Origin of the sequence: Paraglaciecola arctica BSs20135 (assembly GCF_000314995.1) — a bacterium.
Taxonomy (GTDB): Bacteria; Pseudomonadota; Gammaproteobacteria; order Enterobacterales; family Alteromonadaceae; genus Paraglaciecola; species Paraglaciecola arctica.
On record NZ_BAEO01000021.1, the window covers coordinates 1 to 25,288 of the forward strand.

The window sequence follows — 25,288 nt, forward strand, 5'->3', positions numbered from 1 at the left end:
CGAACAACACTTCAGCACAGCAGTAGGTAGTGAGCATATGTTGCAACAATTCAAACATCATACAGACCATCAACGAATACGAGGGATGGCAAAGGCCAGAGTTTTACTTCAATCCGCCTAAATATTTAAGTATCATCCAACCTAAATGTTCCTAGCTCAACGAGCTCTGAACATGCTGCCTGCAATTTGAAATGAAGACCTATTTAACGGTATGTTTTAGGCTAGAATCCACACAATTTCGATTTCATCATATTAAAACCCAATGAATGAAAAAATACAGATCATTTTGTACTTGTTGATTAGGCTATGCTTGGGTACGTTATTACTTTGGGTGTCAAGGTTGGCTTTGGGTGTCAAGGTTGGCTTTGGGTGTCTAGGTTGGCTCTTTTCAGCATGAGGCATTAATGCACACTCATAATTTCGGTAAATATTTAACGCTGTTTTAGTAGACTTTAGATAGATGAAAATTTATCATTCGACTTTACAGAATTAGGTTGAGATATCACTTAAAATGGGAAGACGTAATAAAATCAGCGGCGCTTTACTCAAAGCGATGAGAAAAGAAGCTGATTTCACACAGGGGCAGCTCGGAGCGCGTATCGGCATAAGCCGCGAGACGGTATCGGCTATCGAAAACGAAAAGCCTGAAGCCATAAATGCGATTGGTGCGGAAGTTATTTCTATGTGGCACATTGTCTGTAAACAAGGTGTATCAAGCGATACTCGAACAGAGTTTTTTGGGCATGTAATGAAATATTTTGGATTTTCTGAGCAAAATCTTATTAATATGGCGAAAAAGTTATCACGTTCCGATAAACAGGATTAACCATTATTTTAAAGCGTTTATTTGATGCGGGAGGTGGGCCAGCCTCAATGGGCGTCAAATACTACTTTCACAAAACTCTATTCTTCTTAACGACACCAGTGCTAGCGGTGTTGCTTTACTTTTATGGTGCTACCCCAGAGCATTTCGACAATATTTATATTGCGGCGCTGTGTTTGAGCTGCATATTTTGTTGGACTGATAAAGATACATTGGGCGCGCTGGTCATCTTGTTAGGATACTGGTTAGGCTCTAAAGCCTTATACTTTGTCCCTGATACTTGGCAGTATTGGTTTGTGATTTACGGCTTAGGTATTGGACTATCATGTTATTACTTTCATCACATCACCGCGAAAATCACTCTCATTATTGTACTTTATAGCATTGTTGCCGAATGCTTGTGGTGGTATCAAGGGTATGCGAATAAGCCAGAGATTCACTACGTGGTAGGATTGCTTGCCATTACAGTGTGGGCGAGACAGCTTTTATTTAACCGCGTCCTTATTGCCCATGAGTATTTTAAATACACATCTGGCAAGACAGGGCTTGATACGCATATAGGCGGTATCCTTTATTTTTACTTTGGATTAGTCTTATTGATGGCACTGGAATATTTTGTCAGACATGTAGGTGGATTTACGGATGTCACTACTATTTATTATCTGTTTACACCTATATCAAATGTTATTTCAGGTATAACACTCGCCGTCATTTATATGCATTTTTTCAATAATCAATCGAAAAAACACCTTTCTGCGTAAGTTCATCCCTCTTTAATTCGTGCGTTTTTAACATATGGCATAATGCCAGCTAGTGTGAAAATCCTTTCACACTATTCACTATGTTAGGAATGTAAATCATGAAAAAATCTAAATTGCTTATCGCCTCTATCGTTATATCTTTCGCTTTGACTTCAGCCTCGACTATCGCTGGCCCTGGTGTTAAAAAGCCGCCTCAAGCTGCTAAAGTTGTAGCGTCTTCATTTTCACCTTTGGCTCTTAGTGGGTTTGCCCGCTAATTTTGTAGAAAGATAAAACAGTATCTAAGGGGGAAAGCTTTTCCCCTGTTTCCAATCACCTTGGTGTTTTTCAAGCACTCTATTCTAGCGGAAATACCCCGATATGCCCGTTATTTTGTTTTAAGAAGGCCGGTCTTGTTTGCTCAACATCCAGAAAAATAGCACCCAACCCAGAAGGGCTTTACTGCAGAATGGACAATACATGATTATGAGGGTTTTAGTGTTGTATCAATATCTGAATATCAAGGTCTAGAATAGACACACTAATAACCTAAGGACACTGAAAGTGCTAACAATACAATCGCAATGGCTATATACAGCAACCACAAAGGGAATATAAATTTGGCCCAATCTGACCAGGCTATTTTTGCCGTTGCTAAATAGGCTAATAAGGTTCCAGAGGTGGGAGTGAGTATATTTGTGATGCCGTTGCCAAACAAAAAGGCATTTAAAGTGGTTTGTGCCGAAACACCAGACAATTGTCCAATGGGCCCCATAATTGGCATGCTAACCGCTGCCTGACCAGAGGTTGATGGGATTAAAAAGTCTAAGGTTAATTGCGAGAAAAACATGCCTATCGCGGATAAGGTTGGATTATTATCACCAATAGTTGAGACTAAACCGTGTACCACTGAATCAAGAATTTTTCCTTCTTCTAAACAAACTGCTACGGCAGATGCAATGCCAATTAAAAAACTCGCGAGTAACACTTTTTTCATACCACTAACAAAGGCATTGGCGGCGTTATTGGCACCTATGCCACTCACAAAAGCCAATAAGATACACACCCCTATGTAATAGGCTGACAATGCATGATGTTTCCAATGCCATTGATTAGAGGCATACACTAAAAATCCTATACTTAAAGCTAAAATACTCAGCATTAAGCTATGGCGCACAGATAACTTATCTGCAGAAAAATGAATCGCCACATCTTTAACATAACCACTTCTGCGCACCATCAACAATACAAACAGTATGCCGACGACCAAAAATACTAAATAGAAATAAAAGCGAATGCTGGCTCCGCTAAATATTTGTAGGCCGAGTAATGGCTGGGCAATAGTCAGGGGTAAAGGATTAGTCACCGATGACAAATACCCGGCTTTAACTGCTACTGCAACTATGGAAAACCCAATCATATTAGACATACCTAAACGATTGGCCATGGCCACCATAATCGGGATCACCAATAAATATTCAGAGGCTAATCCTAAAAATGTACTGCCAGCGGAAAAAACCGTCATTAAAACAATAACCAGCAGATAAATATTGCCATTCACTAAACTCAGCAGGCGCTCCAACCCTGCATCAATAGCACCTGACTTAGTTAAAATACCAAATAAGCCACCTATTATCAGCACCATAAAAATCAAACCTGCACCGCGCTCCAAGCCTTCTGGAATGGTGAGTAAAAGGCCGATTAAGCTAACTGGTTGTGCGCTGTTTTCATCGTCAATAGTATGAGTATTAAAAAGATTCGACAATGAACTGTCTTTGTCCAAAGTCTGGTAGCTATTAGGAACAACTAATTTGCCTTCCCGTTGATAGCTACCAGAGTCAACAACATAGGTTAAAAACATCGCAAACAATAAAATGCCAAGCAAAATAATGATTGGATTAATTGTTTTATGCTCAGGGATCGCTTTAACAACATTTTCCTCGGGACTATCGCTATTTTGTGACATATTTTTCTCTACATTAACTGCGGTTATTTAAGCAAAGTTAAACTTGGCTTGATACATATTCAGCGATTTTAGCTGACACCCAATTTAAGTCAGCTTGAAAGCTAGTGAAGTTTGCATTTGGAGTAAAGCTGAGTTCATTCATATACAAATTACGATTAACTTCAATCTGCATACTATGACGATTATTTGCTACCTCCGCATAATGTGTCACCAGATAACCTCCTTTGTATGGCGTATTGCGCACCACTTTATAGCCCCGTTCTATAAATGCGTCTTCAATAACCTGTACAAATTCCGCACTGGCACTGGTTCCGTCGTTATCGCCCAAAATGATGTCGGGCCTTAACAGCCCACTGTCAATATTCATTCTATTGCCGCGGGATTTCATTGAATGGCAATCAATATGCCAAACGCCACCATGTGTTTGATGCAGCGCATCTAATGTTTGCATCAAGGCATTGTGGTAGGGGTAATAATAATGATCTAAGCGAGTTTGTATTTGTGCCTGGCTTAGAGTGGTGTCGTAGATAGGTACATCAGGCAAAACCATGCGCCTAATGAGTCCCATGCCTCTGTCGCTGTATTTGGTAGGTTGACAGTAATCCCAAGCTTTATCGAGCAATACCGGATCGATGTCGTTTGGAGCACGATTTAAATCAACATACATTCTGGATATATTGGCTAACAATAAATAGGCATTTTGGTCTACCACACCTTGCCAAAGCTCACCTACAAAGGCGTCCCAGCCAGTCTTTAAATCTTGGTTACTAACTTTGCTTACAAAGTCAGCTGGGAAAACATCACCGCTGTGGGGCGAGTCAAACACTAAAGGTAAGGCTTGATTTTTTACTGGAGAAATAAGGGTATAAGGTAAAGTCATTCTAAGCTTCCGCGAAAGATAAAAAGCAAGTAGCTTGCCCTAGAGCAAGCTACTGACACGCAAGTCCTACCTTTAAAAATCGTAGTTCAACTGCAGATACATAAAACGGCCAATGGCGTTATAGGTATTTTGGTCGAAGTTGATATTAGTGTTAGTCAAAGACACAGGTGGCTGTTTATCGGTAATGTTGTTAATACCGATTTTAGTTTTTAGACCATTATTAAAATCATAACCACCGGACACATTATGATAAGTGACTGAGTTAATAGGTAGGGCTTCACTGTTGAAGATTTCAGTGGTTTCGCCAATTAAACGGGCACTATAAGCAGCAGACCATTGGTCTCGTTTCCATCGCGCACTGAGGCTGCTGCGCCATTCAGGATAAGACTCACGAGAGGCAGCAGTACCCACTTTATCCACAGACTGAGTAGTACCATCTGATAAGGTAGACACTTCGGTAAATTCCCTTAACTTAGAGAAATTTGCACTAAAATCCCATTTCCCCGTGTCATTGTTAATACTGTAATGCATCACCACATCCATACCAGCCACTGTGGTGCTGTTTAAGTTTACTGGGCCATCAATAAGGTCGAGGATTTCACCCGATGCACTGCGACTTATCACGCCGCAGTTTTTGTTTTTAAAGGCGCATAAATCAAGGATGTTTTGGGCACCGAATACACTGATAGTGTCGTTGATCTCAATATCATACCAATCAACAGTAATACTAAAATCATCGATAAATTCAGGTAAATAAACAAAACCAAAAGAGACATTTTCTGAAGTTTCCGGTGTTAGTAATTTATTCCCCCCAGTAGTGATAGGAATATTACTATTCTCTTGCACATAATCACTAGGTACAGCAACACAACCAGGCAATTGATTATTTGCAGCACAAGGATCGTTAACGGCGATAAAGGTTGCTCTTTGACCTTCAAATAATTCTAAAATTGATGGTGCTCTAAAACCTTCGGCCCAAGTCGCTCGAAGTGACAACCCAGCGGTAGGGCTATATATCAAACCAGCCTTACTGTTAGTGGTAGTGCCAAAGGTGCTGTAGTCTGAAAAACGACTCGCCAAACTCAACTCAAGATTCTTAACCATAGGCTGGTCAGCCAATAAAGGAATACTTAACTCAACATAGGCCTCGGTTAGATCATATTCACCTTTTGTACCTAAACGAGGTGCTGAAGATGTGGTGCGATAACTATTAACTCTAGGATCAGCGTTAACGTAATTATCTGAAACATCTAGGCCTTTTTCTTTACGATATTCAATACCCGCAGCAACAGCTAACTCTCCGGCAGGTAACTCATAAAGACTGCCCGTAACGTTAAACGTAAAGTCTAGTTGTTGTGCTTTGTTATTATCCCGAGCGGTAAAGTTTACATAATCGACCATTTCTTGGGTTAATGGATTAAAAAGATTGACCGCTACACAACCCGCGGCCAAATCACTCACATTAGCCCCAATACCTGTGGTGTCGCATGCTCTTAATCCCAATGCCAGTTTATCTAAATCCATTTGATTGTTGGATATAAATTCACCCTCGTTTTGTGCCCAAGATAAAAAGCTATCCCAACTCCAATCATTGCCAAACTCGCCATCTAAACCTAAACCTAAACGCGTTGTTTCTACGTTTTGTTCATTTACCCGCAAACCGTTTTCATTGAAAAAAGTAGTATGTCTAAAATCAGAGCCAGAAAACTCCACACCAAATGGATTAACGGCAGCATTGTCAGGGATGATAAATCCTCGAGAGCCTTGAATAGAAGACAAAGAAGCAGAAAATTGTTGATCAGAAATACGCTTATTGTATAAAGCTTCAATTTTTAAAGTTGCGAAGTCGAATGGCACCACACCTTGAGCATAAAGTGAAAAACGTTCGCTTGGACCAACCACATAGTTATCGGCATAACGGTTGTATTTATCATCAGAGGTAACCCCACGCCAAGCATTAATATCACTGCCGTTACTACCGGGATCTCGTGTAATTCCACCTGATGGGATAGTAAAATCCATCACATTTTCTAATGAACTTTCTCTAAACAAGCCTTCAGGTGTACCTGTGGCTAAACCATTAAGAGGTATAGCAGTAAGCTCTCTGTCTTGAGTATAAATAGGTTTTTGATCTGAATAACTAGCCGCAACCATAAAGTTACTGTCGCCGAAATCCTTGCCCCACAAAACATCAATATTAGCGGTTTCTTTATCGCCTTCAGACGACTCACCGTAATAAGTTTTAATGCTGGTACCCACAAAATCTGAGTGAGTATAAATATTGACTACGCCGGCAATGGCATCAGCACCATAAATAGCGGTAGCCCCATCTTGTAACACTTCCACTCTTTTAACTATCGCTTGTGGAATAGTATTCATATCCACAAAATCACGGAAACCTCGAGTACCTGCGCCATTAACCCAGCGATGACCGTTAACTAGCACTAATGAACGGTTGTCACCAAGGTTACGTAAATTAATACTACTTGAACCATGGCTAGTACCCGCCGAACCATTACCATTTAAACTAGAGCCAACCGAAGGCAGCTCTTGCAATATATCCCCTAAGGAGATCACACCATTCTGGTTCAAGTCTTCAAAATCAAAACTTTGTACCGGGCTTGGCGTTTCACTTTGACGTTTAATTCTAGAGCCTGTTATCGAAATAACTTCAGAATTGTCTTCTGCTTGCTGAGTGTCGGCATCTTGCGCTAGTGTCGCAGTAACATAGCAAGAACTTAAAACTGCCAAAGCGATGACTGATATTTTAAATGAGCGTGTCTTCATGGTTTTGTCCACTGTTGGTTGTTATTTTTGTGTGATGTAACTTCTTGGGGTTACTTTACAAGCTAAATTAATCCATGCAATATTATATAAATAAGTCATCACTACATAACAAACTGTTATAGGTAACCCAATTAACTCAACACCACAAAACCTTAGTTTAAAAAGTTTAGAAGCCTTTAGTGCCATCATTAAAACGGGTTCAGCCACCGCTGCCGCTAAACAACTTGCCTTAACACAACCAGGGATCAGTCGTTTATTGGCCTTACTCGAAGAGAATATAGGTTTTCAGCTGTTCTACCGTGAAAAAGGCAGGTTAATCCCAACAGACGAAGCATTAACCTTGATTAAAGAAGTTGATTTAACCCTAATGAGTGTTGACCGAATATCCTTGTTAGCGAACAATATTTTTAATTCAAACCTAGGTCAGCTGAGGTTAGTTGCACCCAACAGTTTTATCGCAGGTCCTTTGGCAAATGTTGTTACGGATTTTTTGAAACAGCACCCTAACGTTAAAATAAGCTTAGATACACATTCGCCAACCAGAGCGCGAGAAATTGTTGCTCATCGCTCAGCCGATTGTGGTTTTATTCAATTGCCAGAAAATCATCCGGGTTTAATTTGCCAACATCTTATTAGCAGTAACACAGTCTGTGCAGTATCTAGCGAACATAAACTCGCTAAACACAAAGGACTCACCAGTAAAGATTTAGCCGGCGAAGATCTTATTTTACTCGGCCAAGGAAGGTATTCTAGATTGCAAATTGAGAACGTCTTTTTACGCGACAAAATACCCATGAAAGTACGCTTGGAAACCCATACAGTGGCAATCGCCTGTACCTTTGCGAAACGCAATATTGGCATTGCTATTGTTAATGAAATGCTCGCTAAACAATACGCCAACGAAGGTTTAGTGCTTATTCCCTTTAGCCCTAAAATTGTACATGAATACGCTTTCATTACCTCAGCACATTCCCCAATGAACAGACTAACTGAAGCATTTTATAAACACTGTAAAATGTACTTTGACAATATGAATAATAACCAAGGTTAGGGCTATTAAAGTGAAGGATTTAAGTTTATTAAGCTGCAATAAAATAGATGAATAGCGGTGCTGTTTCGTTAAATGTTAGAATGTTTGTACGTTATTAAATCGAGCTCAGATTAAATTTCTGAGCTCGGAAGACTAAAAACAATCCGCTGGAATGCGTACCCAACCTTCCATCAAAACTCTCGCACTGCGACTCATACTGACTTTTTTTACTGTCCAATTTCCATCGATAGATGTTGCGAGTGCGCCTACTTTTAAAGTACCTGATGGATGACCAAAAGTGACTGCGCTTCGTTCTCCTGAACCGGCCGCTATATTGACTAATGTGCCAGGAATAGCCGCTGCAGTGCCAATGGCAACTGCGGCAGTGCCCATCATGGCATGGTGTAATTTACCCATAGATAGTGCACGCACCTGCAAATCAATATCACTTGCAGTAATATTTTTGCCACTTGAAGATGTATAGGCTTTTGGGGGGGCAACAAAGGCTACTTTAGGAGTGTGTTGACGAGATGCAGCTTCAGAAATGCCTTTAATTAAGCCCATTTTTAATGCGCCATAAGCACGAATTGTTTCAAAACGTAGTAACGCTTTTTCATCGCCATTAATGGCTTCTTGTAGTTCAGTTCCCGTATAACCAATCTCATCTGCATTTAAGAATATGGTGGGAATACCTGCTGTGATCATGGTCGCTTTAAAAGTACCAATGTCAGGTACAACAAGATCGTCAACTAGATTACCTGTAGGGAACATTGCCTCGCTTGGGTCGACAGGTGCTACAAAATCCACTTGTACTTCAGCCGCAGGAAAAGTGACGCCATCTAGTTCAAAATCACCGGTTTCCTGTACTTCACCTTGGGTGATGGGCACATGAGCAATAATTGTTTTACTGATGTTTTTCTGCCAAATTCGCACTTCACAAATACCATTCTCAGGTATTCTATCTGCATTAATTAAGCCTGAACTAATGGCAAAAGAGCCTACAGCTGCGGTGAGGTTGCCACAATTTCCGCTCCAATCAACAAAGGCTTTATCTATGGCTACTTGGCCAAATAAATAATCGACATCGTGATCGGCTTGTTGTGATTTAGCTAAAATAACCGTTTTACTGGTACTGGATGTGGCACCGCCCATACCGTCTGTTTGTTTGCCGTATGGATCTGGGCTACCAATCACCCGTAATAACATATTGTCGCGCGCTTCACCTGGCACCTGACAGAGTGTTGGCAAATCGCTTAAATTAAAAAATACACCTTTAGATGTACCACCACGCATATAAGTTGCGGGTATTTTTATTTGAGGTACGTGAGACATAGCGTTCTCCTTTATACCCATCACCCTTGAAACTGCCTGTTTGTTGGCTGCATTCATTTGCCGCCGCCATGCAATTCCAATGATTTTGGGTATAGATTTAAGAAAAAGCGGTACTAACTCATTGTTAAGTACCGCTTAATAAACTGTTTTAGCGAAACCTAACTAACAGTCGCTTCAAGAAAATCATTCGCGAATTTCTGCAAAACACCGCCTGCTGCGTATACCGACACTTCTTCAGCAGTATCTAAACGACATTTAACGGGGATCTCCACAACCTCACCATTTTTGCGCGTCATCACAACTGTCATGGCGCCACCTGCTGTAGGGGACCCATTAACATCGTAAGTTTCGGAGCCATCAATCTTGTAAGTATGCCGAGTTTCACCCTTAACAAATTCAAGAGGTAACACTCCCATACCTACCAAGTTAGTGCGGTGAATACGCTCAAAACCTTCAGCCACTATGACTTCCACTCCGGCTAAACGAACCCCTTTAGCGGCCCAGTCACGTGAAGAGCCTTGACCGTAATCAGCACCTGCAATAATGATTAATGGCTGCTTGCGCTGCATGTAAGTTTCAATGGCTTCCCACATGCGAGATTCAGTACCCTCGGGTTCAATGCGCGCTAGTGAGCCTTGTTTTACTTCGCCATTTTCATCCTTACACACTTCATTGAATAGTTTGGGGTTAGCAAAGGTTGCACGTTGTGCCGTTAGGTGATCACCACGATGTGTTGCATAGGAATTAAAGTCAGCTTCAGGTAAACCCATTTTAGCGAGGTAAGCGCCCGCAGCACTGTTTAACTGAATCGCATTTGAGGGGGATAAATGATCGGTGGTAATGTTATCGCCAAGCACGGCTAGGGGACGCATACCTTTCATGGTGCGTTCACCGGCTAATGCACCTTCGCCTTCTTTATTCCAGTAGGGAGGGCGACGGATATAAGTACTGGTTTCATCCCAAGCGTATAAAGGGCTTTCAGCGGGTTCAAATGCCCCTAAATCAAACATAGGTGTGTAAACTTTTTTGAATTGCTCAGGCTTAACACATGAAGCGACTATGGCATCAATTTCTTCGTCACTAGGCCAAATATCTTTTAAGGTAATGTCGTTACCCTTTTGATCTTGTCCTAATACATCTTTTTCAATATCAAAACGTATTGTACCGGCAATGGCATAAGCCACCACTAATGGCGGTGATGCCAAAAATGCTTGTTTGGCATAAGGATGAATACGACCATCAAAATTACGGTTTCCTGAAAGTACCGCTGTAGCGTATAAATCTCGGTCGATAACTTCTTGTTGAATTTTGGGATCAAGTGCGCCACTCATACCATTACAAGTAGTGCAGGCGTAACCAACAATTCCAAAACCTAATTTTTCCATTTCAGATAAAAGACCAGCTTCTTCTAAATAAAGTTTGGCGACTTTTGACCCTGGTGCAAAGGATGTTTTAACCCAAGGTTTACGTAACAAACCTAATTCGTTAGCGCGTTTAGCAATAAGCCCTGCAGCTACTACGTTACGAGGGTTAGATGTATTAGTACAACTGGTAATAGCTGCAATAATCACTGCACCATCGGGCATTTCGCCGTTAGCTTCTTGTATTTTACACGCGGCTAAGTCTTTAGCTATGTGTTTGGAAGCCAAATCGGCTGTGGCTAAACGACGATGTGGATTAGATGGTCCCGCTAAATTACGACCTACGCTTGATAAATCAAATTCGATAACACGATGGTATTGCGCATCAACTAAATCATCAGCCCATAAACCTGTTTGTTTAGCGTAATTCTCAACAAGTGCAACTTGTTCGGGTTCACGGCCCGTAATCTTCAAGTAGTCAATGGTTTGTTCATCAATGTAGAACATACCTGCAGAGGCACCATATTCTGGTGTCATGTTTGAGATAGTTGCTCTATCACCTATGGTTAAGGTTTTAGTGCCTTCACCGAAAAATTCTAAATAAGCAGAAACTACTTTTTGATTACGTAAAAACTCGGTGATAGCTAATACAATATCGGTAGCAGTAATACCGGGCTGACGTTTACCGCTTAACTTAACACCAATAATATCGGGTAGGCGCATCATAGTCGGGCGACCTAGCATAACTGTTTCGGCTTCTAAACCACCTACACCAATGGCAATTACACCCAGTGCATCAATATGGGGGGTATGGCTGTCGGTACCCACACAAGTATCAGGGAAAGCGACGCCATCACGTACTTGAATAACAGGTGACATTTTCTCTAAGTTAATTTGGTGCATGATGCCGTTACCAGCAGGGATAACATCAACATTTTTAAATGCCGTTTTTGTCCATTCTATAAAGTGAAATCGCTGGGCATTACGACGATCTTCAATCACGCGATTTTTATCAAATGCTTCGGGATCAAAACCCGCTGCTTCAACCGCTAATGAATGGTCAACAATCAGTTGAGTTGGTACGACAGGGTTAACTTTAGCCGGGTCGCCACCTTGATCAGCAATAGCGTCACGCAGACCCGCTAAATCAACTAGAGCGGTTTGACCTAAAATATCATGACAAACAACACGAGCAGGATACCAAGGAAAATCTAGATCTTGTTTGCCTTCAATGATTTGCTTTAATGAATCCGTTAAGATTTCTGGGGCACAACGACGCACTAATTGTTCGGCTAATACTCGGGAAGTGTAGGGGAGTTTTTTATAAGCCCCCGGTTTAATGGCTTCTACTGCTGCCCTTGTATCGAAAAAATCAATGTTGGCACCAGGTAGTGGTTTACGATAATCGTAATTCATAATGTCATCCTCAGAGTGAGGTTAAGGCGTTTAAAAAGGCGAAGCAAAAGCGTTCGCCTATTTGCTATTTTATCTTTGTGCGATGGGGGTTACTTTTCTTGGGTCTGAACCAATATAATCGGCACTAGGGCGGATTATTCGGTTGTTAGAGCGCTGTTCCATTACGTGTGCAGCCCAACCTGTTAATCGTGAACAAACAAAAATAGGCGTAAACAATTTAGTTGGAATACCCATATAGTTATAAGTAGATGCATGGAAAAAATCTGCATTACAAAATAATTTTTTGGTATCCCACATAAACTCTTCACAGGCAACAGAGATATCATAAAGTGAAGTATCACCGTTTTCTTTAGCTAACTTTTCTGACCAAGCTTTAATAATGTCATTACGCGGGTCGGAAGTGCGGTAAATGGCATGACCAAAGCCCATGATTTTTTCTTTGCGCTCAAGCATACCCGCCATCTGCTCTTTTGCGTCAGCAGGTGATGTGAATTTTTGGATCATATCCATTGCTGCTTCGTTAGCGCCACCGTGCAGTGGACCACGTAAAGTACCAATTGCACCTGTTACACAAGAAAACATATCTGATAAAGTTGATGCACATACACGTGCAGTAAAAGTAGAGGCGTTAAATTCATGCTCAGCATATAAAATTAAGGATACATCCATTACACGTTCGTGTTGCGCCGATGGGCTTTCACCTTTAAGCAAACGTAAGAAGTGACCGCCAAGTGATGATTCGTCACTTGTACAATCAATTTCAACGCCCTCATGAGAAAATCTATACCAGTAACACATGATCGCAGGAAAAGCCGATAATAAACGGTTCGCCGCTTTTCTTTGTTCAGAAAAATCAACTTCTGGTTCAACATTACCTAAAAATGAACAGCCAGTACGCATAACATCCATAGGATGGGTGTCTTTAGGAATAAGCTTTAATACTTCTTTTAGTGCTTGCGGAATATCACGCATCGCGAAAAGTTCAGCTTTGTATTCAGCCAGCTCAGCTACGTTTGGCAATTCACCATTGAATAATAAATAAGCCACCTCTTCGAAGCTGGCATTATCAGCTAAATCAGAAACATCATAACCGCAATAGGTTAAACCGCTACCGGATTTCCCAACAGTACAAAGAGACGTTTCACCCGCGCTTTGACCACGTAAACCGGCACCATTAATTTTTTTCTCTGACATGATAAATTCCTCAGTTTTTAATATATTTTAAGATTTGAAATAGATTATTTATTTTTGCCATCAGCACTCTTTTCTTTAAGAAAAAGCGAATCCAGTTTTTGCTCATAATCGTGATAACCAAGATAGTCATATAAATCCATGCGTGTTTGCATGTTGTCAATTTCAGCTTTTTGGTCGCCATCGTTTAACAATGTTTTATATACAGACTCAGCGGCTTTATTCATGGCACGAAATGCTGATAGTGGATAAAGCACCATGGCACAACCCCATTCGCCTAACTGTTTTTTATTCCAAAGTTCTGTTTGACCAAACTCAGTAATATTGGCAAGAACAGGGACATCTAAAGCTTCTGTAAAAGCGCGATAATGTTGTTCTGTTTGAATCGCTTCAGCAAAAATACCATCAGCACCTGCTGCCACATAGGCTTTAGCACGTTCAAGCGCTGCTTCTAGACCTTCTTGAGCAAAAGCATCGGTACGCGCCATAATGAAAAAGTCTGGGTTAATTCGAGCATCAACGGCGGCGCGAATTCGGTCAGTCATTTCTTCAGTCGAAACAATTTCTTTATTGGGGCGATGACCACAACGCTTTTGGGCGACTTGATCTTCGAGATGCACAGCTGCAGCACCGGCTTTTTCCATATCTCGAATAGTTTTCGCTATATTAAAAGCACCACCCCAACCAGTATCAATATCGACCAGCAAAGGTAAGCTTGAAGCGCTGGTAATTCTTTGTACATCGGCAATAACATCATTAAGTGAGGTCATGCCAAGATCAGGTAGACCATAAGACGCATTGGCTACACCGCCACCCGATAAATAGATGGCTTGATGACCAATTTGCTGCGCCATCATAGCGCTATAGGCATTGATAGTGCCGACAACTTGTAGTGGTTTATTATTGGCCAAGGCTTGGCGAAATTTTGCGCCTGCAGATAATGGACTTGTCATAGTATATTTCCTCTTAAGTCTTAATGAGTTGAATGTTGACTTGTTCTGTTTGAGCACTTTGTTTGGTGTCTTTTTTGGCTATCTCTTTAGCTATTTTCTTTTCAATATTTTTACGAGACGATGCAATATGGTGACGCATTAACATTTCTGCCATTTCTCCGTCTCTGTCTGCGATAGCCTGAATTATGTTGGCATGTTCCTGAAAGGCTTGACTCGCTCTTGGGCTATGCATCCCAAATTGACAACGATACATACGTACTAAGTGATATAGCTGGCCACAGATCAATTCGATTAATTGTTTGTTATGACTGCCTAAAATAACTTTATAGTGAAAATCAAGGTTCCCTTCTTCCTGATAATAAGCAACGCCATCTTTGAGATCTTGAGTTTGGGCATGAATTTTAAGCATGTCTTGCATGTGAGAGATTTCTTCATCGGACATGTTTTTTGCCGCTTGTCTACATGCCATGCCTTCCAATGCTTCTCTAGTAATATAAAGCTCTAATAAACCTTCAATAGAACACTTCACCACACGAGAACCAATGTTTGCCTTTCTTTCAATAAGGTGGCACTTCTCTAAGCGATTTAATGCCTCACGTAAGGTTGAACGGCTTATTTGATAACGCTTAGCTAACTCAGGTTCGCTTATTTTACTACCTGAAGGGATGTCACCTTCAACAATAGCATGCTGTATTTGCTCAAATACTTTATCCGCAGTAGTGACAGCTGCTAGTTGCGTTGGATTCTGTGTTTTCATAAATTTAAGTACATCTAGGTTAAAATTAGACTAATTTGTCGAATAAATATTGTCGACAACTTTATTTTATTGGAAGCATAATAACTGGTTTGTTATATTATTCAAGTGTAGGTTGCTATTATTGTCGACAATAATAGCGTTGTGATGTGGGGAATGAAATGTTTGAATTTTGTTCAAAAAACAAATTTTCCGCTAAATTTGATTTTTTATGGTTGCAATTAATACTGCTCGAATAGCCTTTTTTGCCAATGTTGCTGGTCCAACTAGAGGGAGTGGCTTCAACTACACTTATTATCCAATTCTTATAAAGAAGTATTCATTCAAAAAGTTCCAGTCAACTTTAGGCAAAACCTAAGTAGTAGAGTGGTGCAAAACTCGAATTTGAGTTTTGCTGTTTACAATAGACATATATGCAACATTCAAAAATCACCAGAATGTCGACAATTTTGGGGTTTATCAAGTTGATGGTTTTAAATTCGTGGAAAACATATTATCGGCCTATTTTTTTAGCTGATTCACCAGCGATACCAAAATGTTGCTTTGGCATTTCATTAATAATTACCCGCACACTTTGCTTAGGTGCACCAATCGTACGCACGATAGCATCTGTAACTTCGCTGATGAGGGTTTCTTTTTGCTCATCAGTTCTTCCTTCAATAATATTTATTTGCGCTATGGGCATTTCTTTATTTTCCTTTTTAGTAGGTAAAACCTAATTAAAGTTAATCTTTGAATAACCAGTTTTTCAGCAATCTTGTCACCCATGGCATAACAATATAGGTCATCAATAAAACCTGACCTACCACCACAATTAAACTACGAAACCAGATATTCAAACCCTCGAACAAGGACTGGAATATGACATTTATGAGCATCACTAATAGGTAAACGACTATGATCAGCACTAACGCCATTTTATGTGATGACGGTTTCTTGTTTAGCGGTAGTTCTGGCAGATCAAACCAGAATTCCAGTCCCGTTGCTCGCTGTGTTGTGGATTCACCTACAACCATAGATTCGAGTTTATCAAGCCACTGCTGACGTAGGGCTGATTGTTCCCACTTCATGCAGTTAGCATAATTATCAAAGCGATAGATAATGACGTATTCGTCACCTGTTGAAGGTGCCGGCCGAAGGACATTGCTGCCCATATGGCCGGGAAAATCTGAGGCAGCTTCAATCACACCCGAAATCCATTTTTCATATTTATTCTCGAGGCCTGCCTTTATCTTTCGGGCAATACTGACCGTGACCGGTCCTTCATTGCCAGGCTCACAAATATCGTTTTTGCCATTGTATAAGGGGATGGTGCCCGCTTTCTCTTTCACTTAATGTATCTACCCAGCTGTTCTTTGTTAAACAAACTTACCAGATACGGTACCCAAATTCTGATAACGAACACAAAAAGAGTCGCCTTTATTCACTTGCACTGCAGCGGTAATTGCGCCAATCATGATAAAGGTACCTGCAGGTATATACTCATCTCGCTCAGCCAACATATTAGCTAGCATGGCAACAGATGATGCCGGATGGCCTAGTACAGCAGCTCCGGCTCCCAACTGTACCACTTCACCGTTGATTTCCATTACCACGCCCAAGTTCTTTAAATCCAGATCTTCAGGTTTTGCCATCGTTCCGCCTGCCACAAAACGACTGGAAGAGGAGTTGTCGGCAATAACACTTTTAAGATCGAATTTGAAATCTTTATAACGGGAGTCAATAATTTCAACTGCTGGCATAACAAAATCTGTGGCTCGAAGCACGTCACCGATATGCACACCAGGACCTTTCAAAGGCGCTTTTGTGACAAAGGCTAGTTCCGCTTCAACTTTAGGATGGATCAGTTCATCATGCTTGATTTTCCCACCATCCGGTATTGCGAAATAGTCAGCTAAAAAACCATAACAGGGGGTTTCTACGCCCATCTGTGCCATTTTGGCCCAGGACGTTAGGCCCATTTTCATACCGACAATTTTATTGCCGCGCTTTTCTTTGCGAAGTCGTATTTGCCACTGAATGTCGAATGCATCCTCGTAGGTCATGTCCGGATAGTCATCAGTGATTTTGGTAACTTCATATGCTTTCAACTCGGCATCTTCTAAATATTTTGCAAGGTATTCAATCTGTGCTCTGGTTAAATTTCCCATTATATATACCCCTTTTCTTTGGCCATTGTTAACGCTAAATCTTCAATCATATCTTCTTGGCCACCTACAGTGCCGCGTTTGCCGAGTTCCACCAAAATATCTCGGGCTTGTATTCCATATTTTGCTTCAGCCCGCTGGGCAAATAATAAAAAAGAACTGTAAACTCCGGCATAACCAAGGGTCAGAGCGTCCCGATCTACACGAATTGGGTGGTCCATCAGCGGCACAACTAGGTCTTCCGCCACATCCATTATTTTGTAGAGGTCGACACCATGAATGGCCTGCATCCGATCTAGCACCGCAACAAATACCTCTAACGGTGTATTACCGGCACCAGCTCCCAAGCCGGCAACAGATCCGTCGATGCGGTTTGCTCCCGCATCGACGGCCGTTAATGAGTTAGCGATTGCCATCCCCATATTGTGATGACCATGAAAACCCAGCTCAGTTGTGGGATTGAGTTGAGCACGCAATAAACTGATTTTTTCGGTGACTTCATCAGGTAACATATAACCGGCGGAATCCGTGCAATAAATACAGTTAGCGCCGTAACTCTCCATCAGCTTGGCCTGTTCTAGAATTTTTTCAGCACTAACCATGTGGGCCATCATTAGAAAACCGACTGTATCCATCTGCATTTTAGCTGCCATACCAATATGCTGTTCAGAGACATCCGCTTCAGTACAGTGGGTGGCCACTCGGATTGTGTGGACACCACAGTCGCGGGCCATTTTAAGGTGGTCGACCGTCCCAATACCAGGTAGCAACAAAGCCGATATCTTGGCATTTTTCATCTTAGGCACGACGGCTTTGAGATATTCTTCATCGCTGTGTGCCGGAAATCCGTAATTCAATGATGCACCGCCTAATCCGTCGCCATGGGTCACCTCAATCAGCGGAATACCGGCTTCGTCCAGTCCGGTTGCAACCGCAATCATTTGTTGTGTAGATATTTGATGACGCTTGGCATGCATACCATCACGTAGACTCATGTCGTGCAGCGTTACTTTTTTACCTTTTAAATCCATCACTTTAACCTCTCACTGGTAACTTGATTGTCTGGTTATAGGTCTCTTCGGCAAACATTTCTGCAGTGCGTAGCGCGGCTGCCGTCATAATATCGAGATTACCTGCATAGTCAGGCAGAAAATCGCCTAAGCCTTTCACTTCCATAAATATCGAGACTTTGTTGCCATCAAAAACAGGGCCGTTAACTAATTTATAGCCGGGTACGTATTTCTGGACCTCTTTCACCATGTTGTGTACCGACTCGGTTATCTTTACCTGGTCTGGTGTGTCTTTGGTCAAACAATGGATAGTGTCGCGCATCATCAATGGTGGCTCGGCGGGGTTGATAACGATGATTGCCTTACCCTTTTTTGCGCCTCCGACTTTTTCAACCGCGCCAGCAGTGGTGCGTGTGAACTCATCGATATTTTGACGGGTGCCCGGCCCAACTGAACGGGATGAAACTGTGGCAACAATTTCGCCGTAGTCCACCTCTTGAACTTGCGAAACAGCGGCGACCATTGGAATCGTAGCCTGTCCGCCACAGGTGACCATGTTGACATTCATTTCCAGTTTTTTGGTGTGCTGTTTGAGATTAACCGGGGGGATACAATACGGACCAATAGCCGCTGGTGTTAAATCAATCATTATCACCCCAAGCGCATTCAATTTACGGCTATTTTCAGCATGGACATAGGCAGACGTTGCATCAAACGCAATCCTGATATCATCTTCTATGACCTTATCCAGCATACCATCAACACCGCATGTGGAGATGTTAAGGCCTAATTCGGCTGCCCGTTTAAGACCGGCAGATCCGGGATCGATTCCCACCATCCAAACCGGTTCTATCCAGTCTGAACGCATTATTTTCATCAGTAAATCGGTCCCGATATTGCCCGGGCCGATAATGACCGCTTTTAATTTCTTAGACATGGTTAACATTCCTATAGTTAAACAAAACGAACGGACGCATTGCCAATTCCACCAATGCTGAGACTCATGAAATCTCCGGCCTTAACTGGCTCTAAAGGAACCAAAGAGCCCGACAATATTACTTCGCCAGCTTTGAGCGGAATACCGAATTGCCCTAGAGTGTTGGCTAACCAGGTCACACAATTAACCGGACTGCCTAGCGCCGCAGCGCCGGCACCGGTGGATATGATCTGGCCATTTTTTTCTACCACCATGCCGCATGTGGAAAGATCCACCTTGCTTGGGCTAACTGCTTTGTCGCCTAAAACAAATAAACCACAAGATGCGTTATCGGCGACTGTGTCCTGAATTTTTATTTTCCAGTCTTCAATACGGGAATCGACAATTTCGAAACAGGGCATGACACAATCCGTCGCGGCCAACACATCGGCATTGGTAATCCCCGGGCCAATCAGATCTTTTTTAAGAATAAAGGCAATCTCACCTTCAGCTTTGGGCTGGATCAGTTTTTCGCTGATAGGCATTTCTTCACCCTGACTATAGGCCATGTCATGGGTGAGATAGCCAAAATCCGGCTGATGAACATTGAGCATGGTCTGCACCGCTTTTGAGGTAACTCCAATTTTTTTACCAATGATTTTTGCACCAGCTTGTACCCTTAGTTCAAGCATTCGTAATGAGATGTGATAAGCCTCTTCAATGCTAAGCTCATTAAAACGTTGAGTTAAAGGCTTCACGGTTTGTTTTTGTAAAAGTGCATTGTAGAGTTCATCCCCACAAGCTTGTATTTGTTGTTTATTCATAAAGTCCTCATTTATTGCTAATTTGTTTCGGTTTCTGCAAGAAAATCTACTACCAGTTTGGAGAAACGATTGGCATGTTCTATCTGCGTCCAGTGTCCACAATGACCAAACACGTGAAGTTGGGCATTGGGTACCCACTCGAATAGTGTCTGACTGGTTTTCAACGGAATAACTTTATCTTCTCGTCCGTGCAAAATAAGTGTTTCGTGCGTTAGTGTTCGTATATCATTTTCATTACTTTGAAGTGCCTCTATCCAGCGTTGTCTGGGGGCTGGAAACAAAGCTGAGAAGGCGTCCTGAAAGCCTGGGCGAATACTCGCTTGATAGCGTAATTCGGCTAGTTCATCTGTCACTAATTTGCGGTCATAGGCAAATATATCGAGTAATCCCTTCATGGCTTTTAAGGATGGTTCATAGCCCCAAACAGCATCAAGGCCGTGGGTCAGCTTGAATGGCACGCCTACACTTCCCATTAGCACCAGACGGCGCACTCGCTTTGGAAAGCGGATAGCTAACGCTAGCGCGATCCCGCCACCAAAGGAATTACCAACAATGTCGGTACGTTCTATGCCTAGTTCATCCAGCAAATCAATCGTGTGGTTTATCCAGTGATCCATATTACATAGGCTATTTTTCGGTCTTTCAGTAAACCCAAAACCCAGCATGTCGGGGGCGATAACTCTATGATGTTTGGCTAGGTCAGGCATCACCAGACGCCAGTTAGCCCAAGCAGTTACACCTGGGCCTGAGCCATGGAACATCATGACTGGTGCGCCCGAACCTATATCGTGAACATTGGTTCTTACACCTTGCACATTTATCATCTGTCCAATTTCCGGATTATTTGTCTTTTTCACAAAAAAATTGCCTTTAATACTGATGCCTATGACTTTGACGGGTAATATGTGCAAGCGTCTTAGAGTTTGATGCAGATGTTTTTCAATTCGGTATAAAACTCGAGACCATGTACGCCACCTTCGCGACCAATACCTGATTGTTTTGCACCACCAAAAGCGGTCCTCAAATCACGCAAGAACCAGCTATTTATCCATATCAAGCCGGTCTCCATCTGTTCAGCTACCCGTATTCCTCGCGCACTGTTTTCTGACCAAATAGTTGCTGCTAAACCGTAATTGGTGTCGTTTGCCAATTCGACAACTTCTTCTTCACTATCAAAAGGGCGAATATGGCAACAGGGACCAAAAATCTCTTCTCGCACTACGCGAGAATCGTCAGCCAGTCCAGTCCAAATTGTGGGCTCTATCCAAGCTCCGTCATTGAGCTCTCTACCCATATCTGGTATGCCGCCACCTATCTCAACTGTGGCACCTTCCGTCACTGCCAATTTATAATAGGAGAAGACTTTTTCCCTATGTTCAAGGCTTACCAGCGGACCGAAATTAGCGGCTTCATCTTCAGGTCGGCCAAGTTTCAATTGCTCTACGCCTTTCTTCAAACGTTTTACGAATTTGTCATAAATAGGCCGTTCAACATAGACCCGCTCAGTGCCAAGACATACTTGACCGCAGTTAACAAATGCAGAGCGCATAGTGCCTTCAATGGCTTTGTCCAGATCGCAATCTGCAAAAACAATAGCCGGATTTTTACCACCACACTCCATCGATATATTACGTAAACCCACTGAAGCCGCTTTCATGATCGCTTCACCGGTACTCGTTTCACCGGTAAAGGTAATCGCATCGACCAGTGGATGTGTGGTTAGAAATTCTCCTGCAGAATTAGCTCCAAAACCATGCACTACGTTAAATACGCCTGGGGGAACGCCACATTCATTCATGACATCACCTAATAATGTCGTGGTGGCGGGAGTTTCTTCCGAAGGTTTAACAACAACTGTATTACCACAAGCCATGGCCGGGCCCACTTTCCAAGTCATTAACAATAACGGTAGATTCCACGGCGAAATAACTGCAATGACGCCTTTGGGGGTCCGATGCCCTACGTTGGCCGCCCCTTTGCCATCGGGGGTATCAAGACGGAAACTTTCCGTCGGATGATTTGCCAGCGTTTCAGAAAACGCTTTAAAATTCGCGGCTCCTCTTGGAATATCAATATGGCTGGCAATACTGTGAGGTTTACCTGTATCCAAACACTCTGCCTGTAAAAATTCGTCAAAACGCTCATTAATACGGTCAGCGACTCTATTGAGCAAGGTCGTGCGTTGAGCTTGAGTTAATTGACTCCACGGACCTTTCAATGCCGCTTTGGCCGCTTTTACCGCAGCATCGACTTCAGCCTCGCCTGCTTCATGGATGATGCCGAGCAAACTGTTATCAACCGGACAGCGATTCTCAAAGGTTTTTCCACTTTGAGAGGTAACATATTGACCGTTAATAAAGTGTTTATATTCTTTCATTGTTATCTCTTATAACTATCTACATTGGTTAATCATTCAGGCGTAGAAAAAGCGGGGGATACCCGCTGATTTATTCTTAAGTTACAACCGTTAAGAATCTTTCGTTCAAGACACGATCGTGATAGAAGATGGCTTTGCCTAGATCCTCTGCTTTCCATGTAGTCGGTTTATGGTCTGGGTAGTTGTAATCACCGCCTGCAAATACTTCAGTACGATTGCCTGATGGATCGAAGAAATAAATTGTTTTCCCGTGCGTTAAGCCATGACGGGTAGGGCCAATATCAATAGGCACATTCTCCATCGAAATAAGGTCGGCGGCTCTTAATATATCTTCCCAAGTTTCTAAAAAGAACGAGGCGTGATGGAACTTGCCTTTTTCTTCATGCATGATGAAAGCGATATCATGAGCTTTGGTTGAGAGGGATAGAAATTGCGCTACGCGATTTCCATCAGGATCAATGACTTGTTCGGCCAAATAGAACCCCAGCACATTCACAAACAAATCGTAGGTTTCGGCGAGTGCATCTCCATAAAACAAGCAATGGTCGAATCTGACTGCCTTCATGCCTTTTAGACCACGTGGCCATGCTTCAGGGTTGACCGCGTTTAATCCCCACTTACCAGTATATTTTTTGTCGGTGTATAGCTCAAAACAATGTCCCGACGCAGAGGTAAACTGTATGCGTCTACCACAATCTTTTAAGTCGCCAGCTTCACGATGCGTTATGGTCGAGCCAAATTCAACTAGGTCTTTTTCCAACTGCTTCAAGGCGTCTTCGTCAACCACTTTAAAGGCCATGAAGTCGCATCCAGGCTCATCCGCTTCGCGCAACACCACTGAAAATTTGTCTACTTCACTCCATGCTTTTAAATATACTCTTCCTGATTCGTCTCTGTCTGTTTCAATAAGACCGAGCAAATCTACATAGTGTTTTAGTGCTTCTTTCATATCCAGTACACGTATTTGCACGTGCCCTGGTCTCATTACACCTTTTTTCATTGTGAAACCTCATTTAGTTGCTTAGTTAGATCAGCTCTTTGTTGGGAGCTTTTTGAATTGGGTGCGCACTCAATCACTAAATCACTTTTCGGTTTAACACGACAAGCTAATGCATACCCATTGTTTAGTTGTTCATCAGTTACATGCACTTTGCTCATACGACCAAAATCTGCTTTTCCGCTAATGATGTTGATTCGACATACTCCGCAACCCCCGCCACCGCAGCCTACTGGGATACATGCTATTCCAGTGCGCAGCATGGCATGAAGAATGTAGTCTTCTTCACGACAAACAAAACTCTGTTTGCTGGTTTTATTGGTAATGTTAAATTGACGCATTAGTTGTCTCGGTTTATATTTTTTTGAAGAGAGCAGAGCGCTGCTCGTCTGCCCCGTCAGCAGCCGTTATAAATTTCTCCATAAAGATGTCTCGTTCAAATAATCTGCCTTGCATTAATGCTGTAAGCGCCGCATCTATCATAAGAGGAGGGCCGCATAAGTAGGCTTTGTGTTCAGCAAAACGATTATTAAAATGTGCATTTGCAGCTTCATGCACAAATCCTTTAAAACCTTTCCAGTTTTCGTCATCTTCCGCGTCATTAAGTGCTGGAATATAAGTCAAGTTGGTATGCTTTTTTGCTAGTGCGGCGAATAGATCTGCGTTATACAATTCGTCCTGATTACGTGCACCTTGAAACAAGGTAATATGTCGTTTATCGCCTTTTTCTAATAAGTCTAAAATCATTGATTGAGGACTTGATAAACCTGAACCGCCTGCAATAAATATCAAATTTCCAGGCTGTGATCTTCTAACAAAAAATTGTCCATAAGGACCTGATAGAGGTAACGAATCACCTACTTTCAATTTTTCATGGATATATCCGGTAGCAGAACCGCTAGGAACTTGCCGAACATGAAGTTCAATTTCCTGTCCATTTGATGGTGGGTTTGCGATTGAGAATGCTCTAGCACCGTCACAACCAGGCACATTCAAATTTATATATTGCCCAGCTTGAAAAGTCATAGAGCTGTTTAATAACAGATGAATTCCTTTGATTGTTGGTGACAAGTCGACAATTTTTGAGACTGTAGCTGTGTAGTCTTTAACAGGAAAACCTTCAAAGTCCTCGTCAACGTCAATGTCGGCTTCAATAATGACATCGCTCTCAACAGTCGCACAACAAGCCAGAACTTTTCCTTCTTCTCTCTCTGAATCCATCAATGCAAATGACGAGGCCTCACCAATCTCCACGTCACCATCAAGCACTGTAACTTTACAAGTTGCACATGTGCCGTGACCACAAGCAAACGGAAGCCAGACACCTTGGCGTAGTGCTGCCTGCAAAATGGTTTGACCGTCTTCTACTTCTATTTGCTCGCCAGTAGGCTCAACAGTTACCGTATATGTCATAAATAATTCCTAAAAGCTTGCGTTGTATAAGCCGTTTAAGCCTGGAGTGGCCATTGTCAGCATGCTTTTATGGTCAATACCCATTTCTAACAAAGGCGTCCCTTTATTCGGTTCAAAGGTTTTGCCATTAAGTTTCCATTGTATTTCGTCTTCCATGATTTTTTCGCTCTCAGGATGCGGCGCTACGGCGGGCTTTATGTACGTTTGCCACAATTCAGCAAATGTCATATTTGGTGCGACCAATAAAGCAAAAGGTGCACAAAACATGTTGTGGTTTAGCCAATGAACATAAAGCAGTTGCATACCATTAAAATTTTCTACTTTGTCTTTAGATTCAGCGGTGTATGTTGAAATCGCTTTTACAGCCATGA

Annotated in this window: 24 protein-coding genes; 4 read left to right on the top strand and 20 right to left on the bottom strand. The window is 42.2% G+C overall.

The features are described from left to right. Nucleotides 1–511 precede the first annotated feature (511 nt). From GARC_RS07920 to GARC_RS26720, 3 genes are all read left to right on the top strand, one after another. A complete protein-coding gene (locus GARC_RS07920) occupies nucleotides 512–826 on the top strand; it encodes a helix-turn-helix transcriptional regulator (RefSeq protein ID WP_007618625.1) in 315 nt (104 codons plus the stop codon). A 47-nt stretch (nucleotides 827–873) separates the two neighbouring features. After that, nucleotides 874–1,584, top strand: coding sequence for a hypothetical protein (locus GARC_RS07925; RefSeq protein ID WP_007618626.1), 711 nt, complete (start codon nucleotides 874–876; stop codon nucleotides 1,582–1,584). A gap of 98 nt (nucleotides 1,585–1,682) precedes the next feature. After that, nucleotides 1,683–1,841, top strand: coding sequence for a hypothetical protein (locus GARC_RS26720; RefSeq protein ID WP_007618629.1), 159 nt, complete (start codon nucleotides 1,683–1,685; stop codon nucleotides 1,839–1,841). Between the two features lie 263 nt (nucleotides 1,842–2,104). On the opposite strand, the gene GARC_RS07930 is transcribed toward GARC_RS26720, so the two are convergent. The 3 genes from GARC_RS07930 to GARC_RS07940 form a co-directional block, all read right to left on the bottom strand. Continuing rightward, complete coding sequence (locus GARC_RS07930; RefSeq protein ID WP_007618630.1) at nucleotides 2,105–3,529, bottom strand: YfcC family protein; 1,425 nt, start codon at nucleotides 3,527–3,529, stop codon at nucleotides 2,105–2,107. A 37-nt stretch (nucleotides 3,530–3,566) separates the two neighbouring features. Continuing rightward, entirely contained in the window at nucleotides 3,567–4,409 is an 843-nt protein-coding gene (locus GARC_RS07935; protein WP_007618631.1) for an N-formylglutamate amidohydrolase, read from the bottom strand. Nucleotides 4,410–4,481: 72 nt separating this feature from the next. Further along, nucleotides 4,482–7,196: a TonB-dependent receptor domain-containing protein gene (locus GARC_RS07940; RefSeq protein WP_007618632.1), complete on the bottom strand. Its 2,715-nt coding sequence runs from the start codon at nucleotides 7,194–7,196 to the stop codon at nucleotides 4,482–4,484. Between the two features lie 130 nt (nucleotides 7,197–7,326). Here GARC_RS07940 and GARC_RS07950 point away from each other — a divergent pair, with 130 nt between their 5' ends. Then, a complete protein-coding gene (locus GARC_RS07950; protein ID WP_039989136.1) occupies nucleotides 7,327–8,247 on the top strand; it encodes a LysR family transcriptional regulator in 921 nt (306 codons plus the stop codon). Between the two features lie 132 nt (nucleotides 8,248–8,379). On the opposite strand, the gene prpF is transcribed toward GARC_RS07950, so the two are convergent. The 17 genes from prpF to GARC_RS08035 form a co-directional block, all read right to left on the bottom strand. Further along, nucleotides 8,380–9,558 carry a 2-methylaconitate cis-trans isomerase PrpF gene (gene prpF, locus GARC_RS07955; RefSeq protein WP_039989145.1) on the bottom strand — a complete coding sequence of 393 codons (1,179 nt, stop codon included), beginning with the start codon at nucleotides 9,556–9,558 and terminating at the stop codon, nucleotides 8,380–8,382. Between the two features lie 158 nt (nucleotides 9,559–9,716). Continuing rightward, nucleotides 9,717–12,335, bottom strand: coding sequence for a Fe/S-dependent 2-methylisocitrate dehydratase AcnD (gene acnD, locus GARC_RS07960; protein ID WP_007618636.1), 2,619 nt, complete (start codon nucleotides 12,333–12,335; stop codon nucleotides 9,717–9,719). A gap of 69 nt (nucleotides 12,336–12,404) precedes the next feature. Further along, nucleotides 12,405–13,529 carry a bifunctional 2-methylcitrate synthase/citrate synthase gene (gene prpC, locus GARC_RS07965; protein ID WP_007618637.1) on the bottom strand — a complete coding sequence of 375 codons (1,125 nt, stop codon included), beginning with the start codon at nucleotides 13,527–13,529 and terminating at the stop codon, nucleotides 12,405–12,407. Nucleotides 13,530–13,573: 44 nt separating this feature from the next. Further along, a complete protein-coding gene (gene prpB / locus GARC_RS07970) occupies nucleotides 13,574–14,479 on the bottom strand; it encodes a methylisocitrate lyase (RefSeq protein ID WP_007618638.1) in 906 nt (301 codons plus the stop codon). A 13-nt stretch (nucleotides 14,480–14,492) separates the two neighbouring features. Next, on the bottom strand, nucleotides 14,493–15,236 hold the full coding sequence (locus GARC_RS07975; RefSeq protein WP_007618639.1) for a GntR family transcriptional regulator: 744 nt from the start codon (nucleotides 15,234–15,236) through the stop codon (nucleotides 14,493–14,495). 490 nt (nucleotides 15,237–15,726) lie between these two features. Continuing rightward, the gene (locus GARC_RS07980) at nucleotides 15,727–15,918 is read right to left on the bottom strand and encodes a 4-oxalocrotonate tautomerase (protein ID WP_007618640.1); all 192 of its coding nucleotides are present in this window, start codon (nucleotides 15,916–15,918) and stop codon (nucleotides 15,727–15,729) included. Nucleotides 15,919–15,958: 40 nt separating this feature from the next. Beyond that, complete coding sequence (locus GARC_RS07985) at nucleotides 15,959–16,564, bottom strand: antibiotic biosynthesis monooxygenase (protein WP_007618641.1); 606 nt, start codon at nucleotides 16,562–16,564, stop codon at nucleotides 15,959–15,961. Nucleotides 16,565–16,591: 27 nt separating this feature from the next. Beyond that, nucleotides 16,592–17,383, bottom strand: a complete 792-nt coding sequence (dmpH, locus tag GARC_RS07990; protein WP_007618646.1) for a 2-oxo-3-hexenedioate decarboxylase — start codon at nucleotides 17,381–17,383, stop codon at nucleotides 16,592–16,594. Then, on the bottom strand, nucleotides 17,383–18,411 hold the full coding sequence (gene dmpG / locus GARC_RS07995; RefSeq protein ID WP_007618648.1) for a 4-hydroxy-2-oxovalerate aldolase: 1,029 nt from the start codon (nucleotides 18,409–18,411) through the stop codon (nucleotides 17,383–17,385). The genes dmpH and dmpG overlap by 1 nt, the downstream gene beginning before the upstream one ends. A gap of 4 nt (nucleotides 18,412–18,415) precedes the next feature. After that, complete coding sequence (locus GARC_RS08000) at nucleotides 18,416–19,327, bottom strand: acetaldehyde dehydrogenase (acetylating) (protein ID WP_007618650.1); 912 nt, start codon at nucleotides 19,325–19,327, stop codon at nucleotides 18,416–18,418. 17 nt (nucleotides 19,328–19,344) lie between these two features. Further along, on the bottom strand, nucleotides 19,345–20,130 hold the full coding sequence (gene dmpE, locus GARC_RS08005) for a 2-oxopent-4-enoate hydratase (protein ID WP_007618652.1): 786 nt from the start codon (nucleotides 20,128–20,130) through the stop codon (nucleotides 19,345–19,347). 17 nt (nucleotides 20,131–20,147) lie between these two features. Next, the gene (locus GARC_RS08010; protein WP_039989137.1) at nucleotides 20,148–20,954 is read right to left on the bottom strand and encodes an alpha/beta fold hydrolase; all 807 of its coding nucleotides are present in this window, start codon (nucleotides 20,952–20,954) and stop codon (nucleotides 20,148–20,150) included. A 92-nt stretch (nucleotides 20,955–21,046) separates the two neighbouring features. Continuing rightward, complete coding sequence (locus tag GARC_RS08015; RefSeq protein WP_007618655.1) at nucleotides 21,047–22,507, bottom strand: 2-hydroxymuconic semialdehyde dehydrogenase; 1,461 nt, start codon at nucleotides 22,505–22,507, stop codon at nucleotides 21,047–21,049. 76 nt (nucleotides 22,508–22,583) lie between these two features. Then, the gene (locus GARC_RS08020; RefSeq protein ID WP_456095258.1) at nucleotides 22,584–23,492 is read right to left on the bottom strand and encodes a catechol 2,3-dioxygenase; all 909 of its coding nucleotides are present in this window, start codon (nucleotides 23,490–23,492) and stop codon (nucleotides 22,584–22,586) included. Nucleotides 23,493–23,503: 11 nt separating this feature from the next. Beyond that, nucleotides 23,504–23,845 carry a 2Fe-2S iron-sulfur cluster-binding protein gene (locus GARC_RS08025; protein WP_007618657.1) on the bottom strand — a complete coding sequence of 114 codons (342 nt, stop codon included), beginning with the start codon at nucleotides 23,843–23,845 and terminating at the stop codon, nucleotides 23,504–23,506. A gap of 13 nt (nucleotides 23,846–23,858) precedes the next feature. Next, nucleotides 23,859–24,917 (bottom strand): NADH:ubiquinone reductase (Na(+)-transporting) subunit F, encoded by a 1,059-nt coding sequence (locus tag GARC_RS08030; RefSeq protein ID WP_007618658.1) that lies wholly within the window; start codon nucleotides 24,915–24,917, stop codon nucleotides 23,859–23,861. Between the two features lie 9 nt (nucleotides 24,918–24,926). Next, nucleotides 24,927–25,286, bottom strand: coding sequence for a phenol hydroxylase subunit P4 (locus GARC_RS08035; RefSeq protein ID WP_007618660.1), 360 nt, complete (start codon nucleotides 25,284–25,286; stop codon nucleotides 24,927–24,929). Between the last annotated feature and the right edge of the window lie 2 nt (nucleotides 25,287–25,288).